This is a genomic window from Sphingomonas jeddahensis, assembly GCF_001981525.1.
Classification (GTDB): domain Bacteria; phylum Pseudomonadota; class Alphaproteobacteria; order Sphingomonadales; family Sphingomonadaceae; genus Sphingomonas; species Sphingomonas jeddahensis.
On the sequence record NZ_MPSB01000002.1, the window covers coordinates 300,919 to 316,767 of the forward strand.

A 15,849-nucleotide genomic window follows, 5' to 3' on the forward strand; every position below is an offset into this window, starting at 1 on the left:
GCTCGGCCCGTCCCCATGCAGGCTCCGGCCATCGCGCGGTGCTTGCGCGGAACCCCGACGCTACGGCCTCGTTGCTTACGCGACACAATCATGAGGAGTAATCATGTACCGTTATGCATTTGCCCTACTCGTCGCGGCCGCACCGGCCGCACTGAGCGCCCAGACGACTCCGGCGCCCGCGGGCGCGGCCACAGCCCCGGCCGCAACGACGGCGGCAACGGCACCGACCGTTGGCGCGACCGTTTACGACGCGCAGGGCGGCACTGTCGGCACGATCGCCTCGAGCGACGGCACCAATGCGGTTATTGATACCGGCAGCGTCAAGGCCGCCGTGCCGCTGACCTCGTTCGGCACCAGCCCCAAGGGCGTGGCGATTGCCATGACCAAGGCCGAACTTGAGGCCGCTGCCAGCCAGGGCGCAGCGCAGGCCGCAGCCGAATTCCAGTCGAAGCTGACCGCCGGCGCCACGGTTTATGGCTCCGGTGGCACCTCGCTCGGCACGATCAAGGCAGTCGAAGGCGAGTTCGTGACGCTGACCACCGCCAAGGGCGATGCGCGCTTGCCCAAGGGTTCGTTCGGCCCTGGCCCGCAGGGCGTCACGATCGGCATGACCGCCGCGCAGCTCGAAGCGGCGATGGCCGGCAAGTGATGCAAGGGCCGCGGGGGTTCGCTCCCGCGGCCTTGCTGTCGTCCCCCGGCCCAGTCCGGGGTGACGCGTATGTTCAGGCCGCCGCTTCGGCGGTTTCCAGCGCGGTCTTCACCGCCGCGAGTGCCTCCGCGGCCTTGTCGCCTTCCGGCCCGCCACCCTGCGCCATGTCGGGACGGCCGCCGCCGCCTTGCCCGCCCACTGCGGCGACGGCGCGCTTCACCAGATCCACGGCATTCCGGGTGGCGACCAGATCCGCGGTCACGCCGACCGCTACCGTTGCGCGGCCCTCGTTAATCGCGACCAGCGCGACGACGCCTGAGCCGATGCGCTGCTTGGCTTCATCAACGGCGCCGCGCAGCCTTTTGGCCTCGAAGCCCTCGAGCACCTGCCCTATGAAGGGCACGCCGCCGACCGTCTCCGGCCCGGCCGGCGGGGCACCGCCGCCGCCGCCGAGCGCCAACGCCTTCTTTGCCTCGGCCAGTTCGCGTTCGAGGCGCCGGCGATCCTCCATCAGCGCCGCGACGCGCGCGGGCACTTCGTCGGGGGTGGCCTTCAGCGTGGCGGCAGCTTCGCGCAGTTTCTCGTCGCGGTTGGAGAGATAGGCGCGCGCCGCCTCACCGGTCAGCGCTTCCACACGACGGACGCCGGATGACACTGCACCCTCGCCCACCACCTTGAACAGGCCGATGTCGCCTAGCGCCTTGACGTGGGTGCCGCCGCAAAGCTCAACCGAATAGGTCTTGCCGTCATCATCGCTGCCCATCGAGACGACACGGACTTCGTCCCCATACTTTTCGCCGAACAGCGCCATGGCGCCCATGGCGATCGCGTCGTCGGGGGTCATCAGCAGCGTGGTCACGGGGCCGTTCTGACGAATCTTGGCGTTCACCGCGGCCTCGGCATCGGCGAGTTCGGCCGGAGTCATCGCAGTCGAATGGCTGACGTCGAAGCGCAGGCGATCGGGTGCGACGAGCGAGCCCTTTTGCGCGACATGCGTGCCGATCCGCTGGCGCAGGGCCTCATGCAGCAAGTGAGTCGCGGAGTGGTTGGCGCGGATTGCGGCACGCCGAGCGACGTCGATCGACAGCTTGACGCTGTCCCCGACCTTGAGTTCGCCGGCGCTCAGCCTGGTGTGGTGGACCCACAATTTACCCAGCTGCTTCGACGTGTCGGAGACAGTGCCCGCCACCCCAGCCTCGTTGGCGATCGTGCCGGCATCGCCGACCTGACCACCGCTTTCGCCATAGAAAGGCGTCTGGTTGACGATCACGTCGACCTGATCGCCGGCCGCAGCCGATTGCACACGTGCCCCGTCCTTGACCAGCGCGAGCACCACGCCTTCGCCGACATCGCTGGCATAGCCGGTGAATTCGGTTGCGCCGACTTCCTCGACGAGGTCGAACCAGAGTTCGTCCGACGCCTTGGCGCCCGAGCCCTTCCAAGCGGCCCGGGCAGCGCGCTTCTGCTCGGCCATCGCGGCGTCGAAACCGGCGCGATCGACACCGAACGACTGGGTGCGCAGCGCATCCTCCGTCAGATCATAGGGGAAGCCGAAGGTGTCATAGAGTTTGAACGCGGTTTCGCCGGGCAGCACCTCGCCGGGCTTCATGCCTGCGGTCGCTTCGTCGAGCAGCTTCAGCCCCTTGTCCAGCGTCTGGCGGAAGCGGGTTTCCTCCTGCTGAAGCGTGGCCTCGATCAGCGGCTGCGCGCGGACCAGCTCGGGATAGGCGGCGCCCATTTCGGCAACCAGCGCCGGCACCAGCCGGTGCATCAACGGCTCCTTCGCTCCCAGGATGTGCGCGTGGCGCATCGCGCGGCGCATGATGCGGCGCAGGACATAGCCGCGACCGTCGTTCGCCGGCAGCACGCCGTCCGCGACCAGGAAACCCGAAGTGCGCAGGTGATCGGCGATCACGCGGTGCGAGGCCTGATTGTCGCCGGTCGTCGGCGTATGCGTCAGCGCACCCGAGGCGGCGATCAGCGCCTTGAACGTGTCGGTATCATAATTGTCGGTGACGCCCTGCATCACCGCGGCGACACGCTCGATCCCCATGCCGGTGTCGATCGACGGACGCGGCAGATCGCCGACGATCGTGTCCGCTTCCTGCACGAACTGCATGAAGACCAGATTCCAGATCTCGACGAAGCGATCACCGTCCTCGTCCGGCGAGCCGGGAGGGCCACCGGGGATGTGATCGCCGTGATCGTAGAAGATCTCGCTGCACGGACCGCACGGGCCGTCCGACCCCATCGCCCAGAAATTGTCCTTGGTGGCGATGCGGATGATGCGGTGGTCGGGAAGGCCGGCGATCTTCTTCCACAGATCGAACGCCTGATCGTCGGTGTGATAGACGGTGGCCGTCAGGCGATCGGCGGGAAGGCCCCATTCCCGCGTCAGGAGCGTCCAGGCATGGGTGATCGCCTGTTCCTTGAAATAATCGCCAAACGAGAAGTTGCCGAGCATTTCGAAGAAGGTGTGGTGCCGGGCGGTGTAGCCGACATTGTCGAGATCATTGTGCTTGCCGCCGGCCCGCACGCACTTCTGGGCGCTGACCGCGGTGGAATAGGGCCGCGATTCGAGCCCGGTGAACACGTTCTTGAACGGCACCATGCCGGCGTTGACGAACATCAGCGTCGGGTCGTTCTGCGGCACCAAAGGCGCCGAGGGCACGATGCTGTGCCCGGCCGAGCCGAAATAATCGAGGAAGCTGCGGCGGATGTCGTTCGTCGAGGTCATGGCTCGCGACTTAATCGGCCGCGCGCGCGGTGACTAGCGTTTGTGTTGCTGGCGTGGCTGCGGCGCGAATGTTGAGAATGTTGAGACGATCGCGCGGTTTCGTGTGGCGTCTCAACATTGGCGGGGTGGCGGTCGGTCGGGGTGGATGAGCATGCCTCATTCTTTCCCATGAAGCGGTGCTGTAGGACAGAGTTCGGTTGATCCGGCACGGGAGGACGCCCGGGCTTGGGATGGCGCGTCTATCCGTCAGGCGTTACGTTTAGGGGAGACGCCCCTCCACCACCGCCTTCGGCGGCGGTCCCCCTCCCCGTTTCGGGGAGGATATATTGGCGCGGCACGCTCCCGCCGTAACCCTGAACTTGTTTCCAGGGTCCGCCCTTCCGTATGAGCGCCGGCGCTGGCGGTACGGTGGGTGCTGAAACAAGTTCAGCATGACGGCGGTAGGGTATAGCGTCGGCTCGGCTCAGCCTTCTGTCGAACCGCTGGCCACGGGCGGGAGGGTCTGCTGGTGCTGGACCACGCGCCAGACTTCGTGTTCGAGGCGGCGCATCGTGGTGGTGCAATAAGCGACATAGCCGTCGCCCCCGTCCCGCTTCGCCTCTGCCCTGTAGGCAATGGTGATCAGGCCTTCCTGCGGGCGCATCACCTCTTGTTCGCTGAACGAGACGCTGGACCAGCGCGGCGTGTCCGCGACCGCCTCGATCGCGGCCTGCGCCTTGAAGACGAACGGCTTTTCGGGCACCACCATCACGCATTCTTCGTCGATCAACTCGCGATAATGATCGGCATCGCCGGTCCACAGGCTTTCCTCGAAGCGCCAGATGCGATCATCGTCCATGTTCTTGTCTCCTCGTGCGTGAGCGAAGAGCGCAGCGGCGGGGCGATCGTTCCGGCGCGTCATGCTGGCGAACGACCGGCGGGTCTGCGAAGACGGTGCCATGAGCGTGATCGCCTATATCGGCGCGGCCCTGGCGGAGATCGCGGGTTGCTTCAGTTTTTGGGCCTGGCTGCGGCTCGGGCGATCGCCGTGGTGGGTGGTGCCTGGCGTGGCTTCGCTGTGCCTTTTCGCTTACCTGCTGACTTTGGTCGATGCCGAGCATGCGGGGCGGACCTATGCCGCTTATGGCGGCGTCTATATCGCGTCCGCCGTGCTGTGGCTGTGGCTGGCGGAAGGCGTGCGGCCGGACCGGTCGGACATGGTGGGCGCGATCGTCTGCCTGATCGGTGCGGCGATCATCCTATGGGGCCCGCGGGTAGGCTAGGAAAACGTTCCTCCCCCGTGCGGGGAGGCGTTACACGGGGCGATCGAGGCGTTCGGGAGGTTCGCTGAACCATTTCGGACCGGCGTCGGTCATGTGGAAACAATCTTCCAGCCGCACGCCGAACTTGCCGGGCAGATAGATGCCGGGTTCGTTGGAGAAGCACATGCCCGCCGCCAGCGGGGTCGCTTCGCCGTGGACGAGGTTGATCGGCTCGTGCCCGTCCATGCCGATACCGTGGCCGGTGCGGTGCGACAGGCCCGGCAATCTGTAGCGCGGGCCATAGCCCCAGCGTTCGTATTGCGCGCGCACCGCATCATCGATCGATCCCGCTGGCGCGCCGATCCGCGCCGCGGCGAGCGCGATGCGCTGTCCCTGCGCGGCATGATCCCAGACGCGGCGCTGCTCGGCGGTCGCGGCGCCGTGGACCCAAGTGCGCGACACGTCCGATTGATAGCCCTGGACAGTGCAGCCGCAGTCCATCAACACCACCTGCCCCTCGCCGACACGGTGCACTTCGTGGCTGCCGTGCGGATAGGCCGATGCTTCGCCGACCAGCGCCATGGAGAATTCGGGCTCGCCGCCGAGCTTGCGGGTCGCGGCACTCATCAATGCGCCGATCTCCGGACCGGTCATCCCTTTTTCCACGCGCGGGTGAAGCCAGCGATAAGCGGCGATCGTGACGTTGGTGGCGGCCTGCATCAGCGCGATCTCAGCCGGCGTCTTGATCATCCGGCAACCCCGCACGATCGGGTTGGCGGAAACCAGGCGCGCGTCGGGGAGCAGGCGCCTGAGACCGTCCACCGCGAAGAAGCGAACGGTTTCCTCGATGCCGATCGGGCGGGCGGCGAGGTTGCGCTCCTTCAGATAGCCAGCGATCAGCGCCAGCGGATCTTCATCCTCCTGCCACACGCGCACCTCGGCGGGAATGCCAAGCGTTTCGCGGACCGAAGGCTCCTCGAAGAAGGGCGTGACGATCAGCGCTTCGCCCTCCACCGGGATCAGCGCGGCAGTGAGCCGTTCGCTACGGCTCCAGCGAACGCCGGTGAAATAGGTTTGGCTTGATCCGGGTTCGACGAGGATGGCGCCGATGTTGCTGGCCTTCATCAGGGCTTGCGCGCGGGCGATGCGGGCGGTGCGCTCAGCGGGGGTGATGGGCGCTGCGCCGCGGGTGATGTCGCCCAGTCCGGCGAGGTCGGGCTCAGCGGCGCGCAGGATGCTGGTTGCGGAGAGCAGCGGGATCGCCGCAGCGGCGGTGAGGAGCGTGCGGCGGTTGGGGGTTAACATCGTCCCTAGGTCCTTCGTCGTGCCGGGCCTGTTCCGGCTTCCAGCTTGCCGCGAACTCATTCGCCGCAAGGTATGCGGAAGCCTGGATGCCGGGACAAGCCCGGCATGACCAGGCGCGCATGGGCTTGACCTTGCGCCAGCAATCCCGTTCCTACCGGCAAACCCCTCTTCCGTTCGGGCTGAGCCTGTCGAAGCCCTGCCTTTCTCCCGGAGAAGCGCAGCCCTTCGACAAGCTCAGGGCGAACGATAGGGCGGCAAGACGTTCCGGGAGCATCCATGGCCAAGCGCCTCACTTTGTACATCATGATCGGGCTGGTCGCTGGCCTCGTGCTCGGGCTGTCGCTCAACGCGATGATTGACGATGGCACGCCCGCATCGGCGGCGCGGCTGTCCGAGATTGCGGGTTATTTCTCGATCGTCACGGCCATCTTCCTGCGGCTGATCAAGATGATCATCGCCCCTTTGGTGTTCGCGACACTGGTCGCCGGCATCGCGCACATGGGCGATACCAGCGCGCTTGGCCGGATCGGCGGGCGCGCCATCGGCTGGTTCATTGGCGCGAGTCTGGTCAGCCTGACGCTGGGGTTGATCCTGGTGAACCTGTTCCAGCCCGGCCTGGGGCTCGACTTCCCGCTTCCGCCGGTCACGGAGGCGAGCGGCGTCGAGAAGGCCGCCTTCAACCTCAAGGACTTCTTTACCCACGTCTTTCCCGCGTCAGGCATTGACGCGATGGCGAAGAACGAAATTCTGCAGATCGTGATCTTCTCGATCTTCATCGGCGTCGCGATCACCGCCGTGGGCGAGAAGGCCGCGCCGCTGGTGCGCGGGATCGAGGCGCTGGTGCAAGTGATGCTGGTCGTCACCAATTATGTGATGCGCTTTGCGCCCTTCGCGGTGTTCGCCGCGGTGACAGGGACGCTGGCGGAGCGCGGGCCGTCGATCATCGGCAATCTCGCCTATTTCATGGGCACTTTCTACCTAGGCATGATCATCCTGTGGCTGCTGCTGTTCGCGGTCTGCTACGCAATCGTTGGCCGGCGCACGACGCTTCTGGCGCGCTATGTTCGCGAGCCTTTGCTGCTGGCCTTCTCAACCGCATCGTCGGAGGCGGCCTATCCCCGCACCTTGGAGGCGCTCGACAAGTTCGGCGTGCCGCCGCGGATCGCCAGCTTCGTGCTGCCGCTGGGGTATAGCTTCAACCTCGACGGATCGATGATCTACATGACCTTCGCGACGATGTTCATCGCGCAGGCCTATGGCATCGACCTATCGCTGGGTCAGCAGATCACCATGCTGCTGGTGCTGATGATCACCAGCAAGGGGATCGCCGGCGTGCCGCGCGCGAGCCTGGTGGTGATCGCGGCGACGCTTGGGTTTTTCGACATTCCGGAGGCCGGGTTGCTGCTGATCCTGGGGATCGATCATTTCCTCGACATGGGGCGAAGCGCGACCAACGTGGTCGGCAATGCGGTGGCGAGCGCGGTGATTGCGAAGTGGGAGGGCAAGCTCGACCCACTGGAACCGGACACGATCGACGGGCCGGCCGCGCCGGCTGGCCATGGGCCTGCGCATGCCACTGACAGCTTTGCCGACGCGCCATCGATCGAGGGCGATCGGCGGGGGTGATCTTGGCGGTGCCTAATCTTCGATCCGCTTGAAACGCATGGTGCCGCCCTCGCGATGAAGCGTCAGGGTGGTGCCCTCGACCTCCAACCGCGTGCCGGTCAGGTCGGCGACCCCGAAGTCGTTGGGGATGAGCAGGAACGTCGCGGTGCGGCCCGGCTTTGCATCGAGTGGCAGCGGCTCGGATTGCAGGCGGTAGGACGGTTTTGCGAAGGTGATGGAGCGCGGTGTCCGGCGCTCCTCCGGCGGGAGGTGCCATGCTTCGCCGCGAGTATAATCGGTGAGCAGCTCGCCAGTGTCGAAGGCGATGGTAACGTCGACCCCCGGTACGTCGCTGCCGTTCGGCGCAACGAGGCGCACAGCGAAGGCTTTGCCTGGAGTCTCCTCGATCGCACCTGCGGTGACCGTCGGCGCCACCGGCCGGGGATCGCTCGTCAGCTCGATGGCGTCGCCCGACCGTTTCCAGCGGCCCTGCGCGCGCTCGTCGAGCGAGCCGACGGTCAGCCCATATTGGAAGGTACCATCCGCGTTCAGGCGGATGCCGGCGACGAGCTCCACCTGGCTGTGAACATAATCGCCTGCGAGCGAAGCGGGCGTCTGGGCCGCTGCGGCGGGCGCAAGCAGCGATACGGCCACCAACGCAACACCGAGCGGCTCACGCATAAGCGTAAGGGCCGCCCTTCGCGAGCGCAGTCTGATAGGCGGGGCGGGCGTGAACCTTGTCGAGCCAGGCAATCGTTGCGGGACGCGAGGCGTCAAGGCCGCCGCGGCTGCGCGCGGCTTCCAGCGGGAAGCTCATCATGATGTCGGCGGCGGTGAGCGTGTCGCCGGTGAACCATGGGCGGCTGGCGAGATGCGCTTCGACGAAATCGAGATGCGTGTCGATCATCGGCTGGATGCGCTTCTGCGCGGCCTTGCCGAACAACGGCACGCGGGTGAGAACGAGCTTCACCAGCAACGGGGGCATGATCGAGCCTTCGGCATAATGGAGCCAGAAGCGGTAATCGAGCGCCGCGGTGCGGTTGGCGGGAGCGCCGAGCCGGCCGTCGGCCTTGTCGACGAGATATTCCACAATCGCGCCGGTTTCGGCGACGACCCGGTTCTGGTCGGTGCGGTCCTCGATCACCGGGGACTTGCCGAGCGGGTGGACGCGCTTGAGCTCGGGTGGGGCGAGCATCGTCTTCTTGTTCCGCTCGTAGCGCTTGATGTCATACGGCAGGCCGAGTTCTTCGAGCATCCAGAGCACGCGCTGCGAGCGCGAGTTTTCGAGATGGTGGACGATGATCATTGGCCGCTCCCCTGCGAATGCGCAGTCACGATCCAGGCGGCAGCGGGGAAATCGAGCACTCCCCCGCGGACCCGGTCGGCGAGCATAACGCGCAAGCGGTCGAGCAGTGCCGGGCGATCGGCATCGGGGGTGTCGGCAAGCTTGCGCGCGACCGGGCCGATGCGGCGGAAGAAGTCGATCGCATCGGTGACGGGATCGGCGCCCTCCCCTGCCCTATAGTGGTAGTCCGCGGCGGTGATGGTGATGTCGGTGAAGCCGGTGGTGGCGAGCAAGTCGGCGATCCTGTCGCGGTCAGCGAAGGCGAAAGGGCCGGGCGCGTAGCCGTCCGGCGAGTCGAACTGACCACCGACAGCGGCGACCGTGTCGGACGCCCAGGCGTTCTCGGCGGGGGACCGGAAGCAGGAGAAGACCAAAGGAGCGCCCGGCTTGAGCGCGGCCGCGATGCCGCGGAAGGCGGTGACCGGATGGTCGAAGAACATCACGCCGTGGCGCGAGAAGGCGAGATCATAGGATGGTTCGAGATCGCCAGGAACCGCGCCGGCGGTGAAGTGGACATTCGAAAGCGCGGCATCGGCGGTGCGCTGGCCCGCGATGGTGATTAGCGGCTCGGAAAGATCGACGCCGTGGATGGCGAGGCCGGGGCGCGCCGCGGCGATGGCGAGACTGGTGGCGCCGGCGCCGCAGCCGAGATCGGCGGCGCGGCCGTGATCGGGGGCGACGGCGAGGATGGCGGCGTCGAGGTGGGGGGCGAAATCAGCGAAGCTGCGGTCGGTGCGCTGCCATTCGGCAGCCCAGACGTCACCGACACGGGTCTGCCAATCGGGGGCGGTGGTCATGCTTCGTGGCTCCTTCGTTGCCGGTTGGTGTTCCTTATGGCGGGTCTGGTCGGGCGTGTCGAAGCGGGGACTCCGTGCACGCCCTTTGACAGCCTCGGGGCGAACGGTCGTTCCAGGAGCGCGGCGAATGTTGAGAAAGTTGAGGCGATAGCGGGTTCTTCTCAACATTCGGCAGAGACTGGATGTGCGAAGGGCCGGTGCCTTTCGGCATCGGCCCTTGCTTATCGAGATGCGGTGATGAAGGCGCCCCCCACCCCAACCTCCCATCGAAAAGGAGGGGTTTGCCCCGGATCAGACGTCGTCTTCGTCGGACTGACCGGCCATCAACTCCTCGCCGAGACCTTCCTGGCGGGCGCGGATCTGGCGTTCGAGGCGTTCGGCGACTTCGGCATTCTCACGCAGATAGGTCTTCGAATTCTCGCGGCCCTGGCCGATGCGGATCGAATCGTAGCTGAACCACGAACCCGACTTTTCGACCAATCCGGCCTTCACGCCGAGATCGATGATCTCGCCGAGCTTGGAGATGCCTTCGCCGAACATGATGTCGAATTCGACCTGCTTGAACGGCGGCGCGACCTTGTTCTTCACGACCTTGACGCGGGTCTGGTTGCCCGTCGCTTCCTCGCGATCCTTGACCGAGCCGATGCGGCGCACGTCGAGGCGCACCGACGCGTAGAACTTCAGCGCGTTGCCGCCGGTGGTCGTCTCGGGCGAGCCGTACATCACGCCGATCTTCATGCGGATCTGGTTGATGAAGATGACGAGGCAGTTGGAGCGGCTGATCGTGCCGGTGAGCTTGCGCAGCGCCTGGCTCATCAGACGCGCCTGGAGACCGACGTGGCTGTCGCCCATCTCGCCCTCGATTTCCGCGCGCGGGACGAGCGCGGCGACCGAGTCGACCACCAGCACGTCGATCGCGTTGGAGCGAACCAGCGTGTCGACGATCTCGAGCGCCTGCTCACCCGTGTCTGGCTGAGAAACGATCAGTTCGTCGATGTTGACGCCGAGCTTCTTGGCATAAGCCGGGTCGAGCGCGTGTTCCGCGTCGACGAAGGCAGCCATGCCGCCGGCCTTTTGCGCCTCGGCGATGGCGTGAAGCGCAAGGGTGGTCTTGCCCGAGGATTCGGGGCCGAAGATCTCGACGATGCGGCCCTTGGGCAGGCCACCAACGCCGAGCGCAATGTCGAGGCCGAGGCTGCCGGTGGACACGACCTCTACCTTCATCGCCTCCTTCTGGCCGAGCTTCATCGCGGAGCCCTTGCCAAAGGCGCGGTCGATCTGCGCGAGGGCGGCGTCGAGCGCCTTTTGACGATCTGTGTTCGGGCTAGCCATGTTGCCTGGGATCACCTTGAGATTGGCGGCCATGTGAGAGCCCCTCCGCTAGATCATGCGCGCGAACCGTTCAACGCGTGATGCGGATGTATTATGTTTGTTCTGGTGGAACAAGTGGAGAACGATGACTTTTTTGTTGGGGAGTTGGAGGACAAACGGTGATTCCTGTCCTGCCCAATCCGTCATGCCGGGCTTGTCCCGGCATCCACGGCCCCGCTTACTCGCCTGTTGATCGTTTTCGGCACGGTGGATGCCGGCACAAGGCCGGCATGACGGAACGAGCGAGCTGTTGTCTAATACTCGTCACCGCGCACTTGAGCGGGGTCCCGCTTATCACCGCTGCTGAAGAAGAAGCGGGATCCCGGCTCAAGGCCGGGATGACGGAGGTGGGCTGGTTAGTGCTTCGGATCCAGCGGTAGCGTTCGCGGCGCCTTGGATCCCGGCTCAGGGCCGGGATGACGGGGTGTGCGGGGCGGCGTTACTGTGCGCTGGCAACCGTGGTGGTCGATGCAGGCGACACCACGGCGTTCGACGCCACCGTGTTCGCCGCCGGGCGAGCAGCGATGCGGACCGCGGGGTCACCCTTCATGCCGGGGAAGCGGGGCCACATGCCCTGCGCCAGGGCCGAGCGACTGGCGGATTTGTCGCGACCGGTCTGGCCTTCGTACATCCAATAGTTGCGCAGCACGGTGACGACGTAGCCGCGGGTCTCCCAGTACGGAATGCTCTCGATGTAGAGCAACGGATCGCCGTTATCGCGGACGATCGAGTTCCACTCGCCAACCGGCTTGGGGCCGGCGTTGTAGGCGGCGATCACCTTGGGCAGCAGGCCTTGCGTCAGCCCCATGTCGCGCAGCTTTTCGAGGTGGCGCTGACCGATATCCATGTTCGTCGATGGGCGGCTAAGTGCGGCCTTGTCGACCGAGATGCCGCGTTCGCGCATGTAATCGGTCGCAGCGGCGGGCATGATCTGCATCAGGCCATAAGCGCCAGCGGGCGAGACGACCTTGTTGCGGAAGCCCGATTCCTGGAGCGTATGAGCATACACCAACGCCTTGTCGACGCGCCAGCCGGTGTCGGGCGTCCAGTTAGGCGTCGGATAGCGCGTGTCGGCGGTGGCAACGAAGCCCGGGGGACAATTGTGCGCGAGCCAAACGACACTGGCGGGCAGGTTCATCTGCTCCGTAACGCGGACTAGCGACGCGAATTCACCGACCGGGCCGATCTTCGCCTGCTGGCGGATCACGTCATCGGCGGCGCCCTCCTCGCCGATCTCGATCAGCGCGGCGGCGACCCGGATGTTGGGGCGGCGCTCGAGATTGGCCCAGTCGCTAGTCACCTTCTGCGGCTTGAACGCAGCGGTCTGCATGCCGAGCGACTGACGGGCGAGCTGGCCGTAAAAGGTTTCGCCATATTGCGCGGCGTTCTTCAGCCGCACCTCGATCCGGTCGGGCCTGCCGCACACCATGTCGGCGCGGCTTGCCCAATAGAGGCCGGCGGCGCGCATGTCGGTATCGCCGGCGCGGGCAGACACCGCCTCGAAGCCCTCGGTGGCGGACCCGCAATCATTCTGGCGCCAGGCGGCGAGCGCGGTGGTCCAGCGCGCATGCGTCGCCCAATCGCCCTGCCCGCGCGCGGCCTTGTTGCCGATGCGGCGCGCGTCGCCATCGAGGCCCTGGAGGAAATAGATCCAGGCGATCTTGGACTGCCATTCGGTCTGCGCCTCCGGCGTCAGGCCATCCGTCGATTCGAGCAACGATTCGGCCTCTCGGCCCATGTCGCCCTTCACATAGGGAACCATCCTCTCCGCGAGATCAGCGGCGATCGCGTCGCTGCGCGTCGCCTTGGCGCGGACGCGGGTCGGGGCGCCATCCTGCCAGATCAGCCGCTGCGCGACGGGAAGCTCGGGCAGTTCCTCCGCTCCACGCAGCTTGGCGAGGCGCGCCAGCGTTTCGGCCTGCGGCAGTTCGGGCGCTTCGGTGAGCAGGCGGACGAGCGGCTCCATCTCGACGCGGGGCGAACCCTTGGCGGTGTACAGCTCGGCGCGGGCATAGCTGTGCAGCGGGCCGGTCGCCATCGTATCGAGGCCGATCTGCGCGTCTTGCCAGCGGCCTTCACGGATCGCGGCGAAGACGGCACGATACTGGGTGCGCTGCTCGGCCGAGAGCTGCGTCGGGATGACGGGCGTGGCGGCGCGGGCGGACCGGGCCGGCTCGGCGGCGACCAGCGACGGCGACAGTGCCGCGATCGATGCAGCGGCTGCTAGAATGGCTGGCAGCTTGGCAATCACTCTTCTTCCCCTTTGGTCCTGGCCATCAGCAATTGGAGATCCCTCCACGCCTCGGCCTTCAGCGCGGGTCGCTCCAGCAGCATGCGCGGATGGAAGCTCGCCACGACCTCGGTCGTTTTCCCGCCATTATGGTTAAGCGCGTGTAAACGCCCGCGCATCTCAATCACATTCGCCAACAGGATCGCACGGCTCGCCGCATCGCCCATCACGAGCAGGCGGCGCGGCGCCGCGAGGCTGGCGTGGTGGCGGGCAATCTCTCCAAGCCGCGCTTCCATGTCGCGCGGCATGCGACCAACGGTCGGACGCGCGGCACAGACGCTGGCGAGGTGGACGTCGGCGCGGCTCCGCCCGATCGCGGCGAGCATGCGATCGAAGAGCCGCCCGGCCGCACCGCCGAGCAGCGAATCGGCCGAATCGCGCTCGGGACAGTCGATCAGGATCATCAGGTCGGCGTCTGCCGGGCCGCTCGCCGCGACGATTGGCACGCGCCATTCCGCTTCGGGCGCCGTCTCTGCGATGCGCCATGCGAGGAAATCGGCGATGGCGGCCGGCATGGCCGCTGTCGGGGCGACGGGCGCGGCAGGGGGCGATGCAGCGAGCAGCGGCGACGCTACGGCAACCGGCCCCTCTGCCGCCAGCCAGTCGAACGGATCGTCGCCGACCAGCACGTCGACGCCGGCGTCGCGCCACCATTCGAGTGCGCTCGCCGCGGCCGCATGCCAATCGATGGTCTGATCTGCCCCCATGTGCGCTCCTTTAGCGTTACGGTTGACGTAGCGGTCAATTCGCTCGACAGCCGATGAGGACAAGACGTTGCCGGCGTACGCCCGATCGCTCGCTTACGATCGGTAAGGCAGAGGGCGGGGCCGGCGCATGGAGAGAGTGATGAGCGAACGCGAGTCGATGCCGTATGATGTGGTGATCGTGGGTGCGGGGCCGGCAGGCCTCAGCGCGGCGATCCGGCTGAAACAACTCGCGGCCGAGAAAGAGGCCGAGCTCTCGGTCTGCGTGCTGGAAAAGGGCAGCGAAGTCGGCGCGCACATCCTGTCGGGCGCGGTTATCGATCCCAAAAGCCTGGACGAGCTGCTGCCGAACTGGCGCGAGGACGGCTGCCCGCTTGCCGAAGTGCCAGTGACGGAGAACATCCACTGGGTGTTGACGCGCAAGGGCAAGTTCAACCTGCCGCACCTGTGGACGCCCCCATTTCTGCACAACAAGGGCACGTATACCGGGAGCCTCGGCAATCTGTGCCGCTGGCTGGCGGGCAAGGCCGAAGAGCTTGGCGTCGAGATCTTCCCCGGCTTCGCGGCGGCCGAAGTGCTGTTCAACGAAGACGGCAGTGTGAAGGGTGTCGCGACCGGCGACATGGGCGTAGCGCGCGACGGCACGCACAAGCCCGATTACCAACCCGGGCTTGAGCTGCACGCGAAATATACCTTCTTCTCCGAAGGCGTGCGTGGGCATCTGTCAAAGGAGCTGATGCGCATCTTTGACCTGCGCGCGAATTGCGATCCGCAATCCTATGGGCTTGGCATCAAGGAATTGTGGGACATCGACCCCGCGCTCCACAAGCCCGGAACGGTGATCCACACGCAGGGTTGGCCGCTCAGCGAGAGCGACACCAATGGCGGCGGCTGGCTCTATCACCAGGCGAACGGGCAAGTGAGCCTCGGGCTGGTGACGTGGCTCAATTATTCCAATCCCCATGTCTTTCCGTTCGCCGAGATGCAGCGTTGGAAGACGCATCCGGAGATCGCGGCGCTGCTTAAGGGCGGCAAGCGCGTCAGCTATGGCGCGCGCGCGATCTCGGACGGCGGCTTGCAGTCGATCCCCAAGCTGGTGTTTCCGGGCGGTGCGCTGATCGGCGACAGCGCCGGCTTCCTCAACGTGCCGCGAATCAAGGGCACGCATACCGCCATGAAGAGCGGCATGATGGCCGCCGAAGCGGCGGCCGACGCGATCCTGTCACAGCGCCAGAGCGACGAGCTGACCGCCTACCCCGCCGCCTTCGAGGCGTCATGGGTGAAGAAGGAGCTGTCGATCGTCCGCAACGTGGCGCCGTTGGTGAAGAAGTTCGGCGACTTCATGGGCTCGGGCATCTCGGGCCTGGCGATGTGGATGGAGTATCTCGGCCTGAAATGGCCGTTCACCATGAAGCAGCATGCCGACCATGAGACCTTGTGGCGCAAGGACATGGCCAAGAAGATCGATTATCCCAAGCCGGATGGTGTGCTGACCTTCGATCGCCTGTCCTCGGTGTTCCTGTCGAACACCAATCACGAGGAGGATCAGCCGATCCACCTGACGCTGAAGGACCCGGACATTCCGGTGAAGTACGACCTGCCACTGTATGACGAGCCGGCGCAGCGTTACTGCCCGGCCGGCGTGTACGAGATCGTCGGCGAGGAAACGGGCGACCCCAAGTTCGTGATCAACGCGCAGAATTGCGTCCATTGCAAGACGTGCGACATCAAGGATCCCACGCAGAACATCAATTGGGTGGTGCCGGAGGGTGGCGGCGGGCCGAACTATCCGAATATGTAGAGTC

Annotated in this window: 13 protein-coding genes; 4 read left to right on the forward strand and 9 right to left on the reverse strand. The window is 66.0% G+C overall.

Features of this window, described 5'->3' with window-relative positions:
* Positions 1-103: 103 nt before the first annotated feature.
* Positions 104-649, forward strand: a complete 546-nt coding sequence (locus SPHI_RS03480) for a hypothetical protein (protein ID WP_076743488.1) — start codon at positions 104-106, stop codon at positions 647-649.
* A gap of 73 nt (positions 650-722) precedes the next feature.
* Here the strand turns inward: SPHI_RS03480 and alaS are convergent, their stop codons facing one another.
* Both alaS and SPHI_RS03490 read right to left on the reverse strand, forming a co-directional pair.
* Positions 723-3,386, reverse strand: coding sequence for an alanine--tRNA ligase (alaS, locus tag SPHI_RS03485; protein WP_076743489.1), 2,664 nt, complete (start codon positions 3,384-3,386; stop codon positions 723-725).
* A gap of 463 nt (positions 3,387-3,849) precedes the next feature.
* Positions 3,850-4,224, reverse strand: a complete 375-nt coding sequence (locus SPHI_RS03490) for a DUF4440 domain-containing protein (protein ID WP_076743490.1) — start codon at positions 4,222-4,224, stop codon at positions 3,850-3,852.
* A gap of 100 nt (positions 4,225-4,324) precedes the next feature.
* Here SPHI_RS03490 and SPHI_RS03495 point away from each other — a divergent pair, with 100 nt between their 5' ends.
* Positions 4,325-4,648, forward strand: coding sequence for a YnfA family protein (locus tag SPHI_RS03495; protein ID WP_076743599.1), 324 nt, complete (start codon positions 4,325-4,327; stop codon positions 4,646-4,648).
* A gap of 30 nt (positions 4,649-4,678) precedes the next feature.
* On the opposite strand, the gene SPHI_RS03500 is transcribed toward SPHI_RS03495, so the two are convergent.
* Positions 4,679-5,932, reverse strand: coding sequence for a M24 family metallopeptidase (locus SPHI_RS03500; RefSeq protein WP_076743491.1), 1,254 nt, complete (start codon positions 5,930-5,932; stop codon positions 4,679-4,681).
* A gap of 276 nt (positions 5,933-6,208) precedes the next feature.
* On the opposite strand from SPHI_RS03500, the gene SPHI_RS03505 reads away from it, so the two are divergent.
* On the forward strand, positions 6,209-7,558 hold the full coding sequence (locus SPHI_RS03505) for a dicarboxylate/amino acid:cation symporter (RefSeq protein ID WP_076743492.1): 1,350 nt from the start codon (positions 6,209-6,211) through the stop codon (positions 7,556-7,558).
* 12 nt (positions 7,559-7,570) lie between these two features.
* On the opposite strand, the gene SPHI_RS03510 is transcribed toward SPHI_RS03505, so the two are convergent.
* From SPHI_RS03510 to SPHI_RS03535, 6 genes are all read right to left on the reverse strand, one after another.
* Positions 7,571-8,191: a hypothetical protein gene (locus SPHI_RS03510; RefSeq protein WP_233130632.1), complete on the reverse strand. Its 621-nt coding sequence runs from the start codon at positions 8,189-8,191 to the stop codon at positions 7,571-7,573.
* A 19-nt stretch (positions 8,192-8,210) separates the two neighbouring features.
* Positions 8,211-8,843 carry a glutathione S-transferase family protein gene (locus SPHI_RS03515; protein ID WP_076743494.1) on the reverse strand — a complete coding sequence of 211 codons (633 nt, stop codon included), beginning with the start codon at positions 8,841-8,843 and terminating at the stop codon, positions 8,211-8,213.
* Positions 8,840-9,679 (reverse strand): class I SAM-dependent methyltransferase, encoded by an 840-nt coding sequence (locus tag SPHI_RS03520; RefSeq protein ID WP_076743495.1) that lies wholly within the window; start codon positions 9,677-9,679, stop codon positions 8,840-8,842. Before SPHI_RS03520 ends, SPHI_RS03515 begins: the two co-directional genes overlap by 4 nt.
* Positions 9,680-9,970: 291 nt before the next feature.
* The gene (gene recA, locus SPHI_RS03525) at positions 9,971-11,044 is read right to left on the reverse strand and encodes a recombinase RecA (protein WP_076743496.1); all 1,074 of its coding nucleotides are present in this window, start codon (positions 11,042-11,044) and stop codon (positions 9,971-9,973) included.
* Positions 11,045-11,489: 445 nt separating this feature from the next.
* Positions 11,490-13,301 carry a lytic transglycosylase domain-containing protein gene (locus tag SPHI_RS03530; RefSeq protein ID WP_408640469.1) on the reverse strand — a complete coding sequence of 604 codons (1,812 nt, stop codon included), beginning with the start codon at positions 13,299-13,301 and terminating at the stop codon, positions 11,490-11,492.
* Positions 13,298-14,047: a uracil-DNA glycosylase gene (locus tag SPHI_RS03535; protein WP_076743497.1), complete on the reverse strand. Its 750-nt coding sequence runs from the start codon at positions 14,045-14,047 to the stop codon at positions 13,298-13,300. The genes SPHI_RS03530 and SPHI_RS03535 overlap by 4 nt, the downstream gene beginning before the upstream one ends.
* A 139-nt stretch (positions 14,048-14,186) precedes the next feature.
* On the opposite strand from SPHI_RS03535, the gene SPHI_RS03540 reads away from it, so the two are divergent.
* Positions 14,187-15,845, forward strand: coding sequence for an electron transfer flavoprotein-ubiquinone oxidoreductase (locus tag SPHI_RS03540; RefSeq protein WP_076743498.1), 1,659 nt, complete (start codon positions 14,187-14,189; stop codon positions 15,843-15,845).
* Positions 15,846-15,849 lie beyond the last annotated feature (4 nt).

Bases quoted from the DNA above. Each gene is read 5' to 3' on its own strand.
- SPHI_RS03480 (WP_076743488.1), top strand. From the start codon at position 104: ATGTACCGTTATGCATTTGCCCTACTCGTCGCGGCCGCACCGGCCGCA.
- alaS (WP_076743489.1), bottom strand. From the start codon at position 3,386: ATGACCTCGACGAACGACATCCGCCGCAGCTTCCTCGATTATTTCGGC.
- SPHI_RS03490 (WP_076743490.1), bottom strand. From the start codon at position 4,224: ATGGACGATGATCGCATCTGGCGCTTCGAGGAAAGCCTGTGGACCGGC.
- SPHI_RS03495 (WP_076743599.1), top strand. From the start codon at position 4,325: ATGAGCGTGATCGCCTATATCGGCGCGGCCCTGGCGGAGATCGCGGGT.
- SPHI_RS03500 (WP_076743491.1), bottom strand. From the start codon at position 5,932: ATGTTAACCCCCAACCGCCGCACGCTCCTCACCGCCGCTGCGGCGATC.
- SPHI_RS03505 (WP_076743492.1), top strand. From the start codon at position 6,209: ATGGCCAAGCGCCTCACTTTGTACATCATGATCGGGCTGGTCGCTGGC.
- SPHI_RS03515 (WP_076743494.1), bottom strand. From the start codon at position 8,843: ATGATCATCGTCCACCATCTCGAAAACTCGCGCTCGCAGCGCGTGCTC.
- SPHI_RS03520 (WP_076743495.1), bottom strand. From the start codon at position 9,679: ATGACCACCGCCCCCGATTGGCAGACCCGTGTCGGTGACGTCTGGGCT.
- recA (WP_076743496.1), bottom strand. From the start codon at position 11,044: ATGGCCGCCAATCTCAAGGTGATCCCAGGCAACATGGCTAGCCCGAAC.
- SPHI_RS03535 (WP_076743497.1), bottom strand. From the start codon at position 14,047: ATGGGGGCAGATCAGACCATCGATTGGCATGCGGCCGCGGCGAGCGCA.
- SPHI_RS03540 (WP_076743498.1), top strand. From the start codon at position 14,187: ATGAGCGAACGCGAGTCGATGCCGTATGATGTGGTGATCGTGGGTGCG.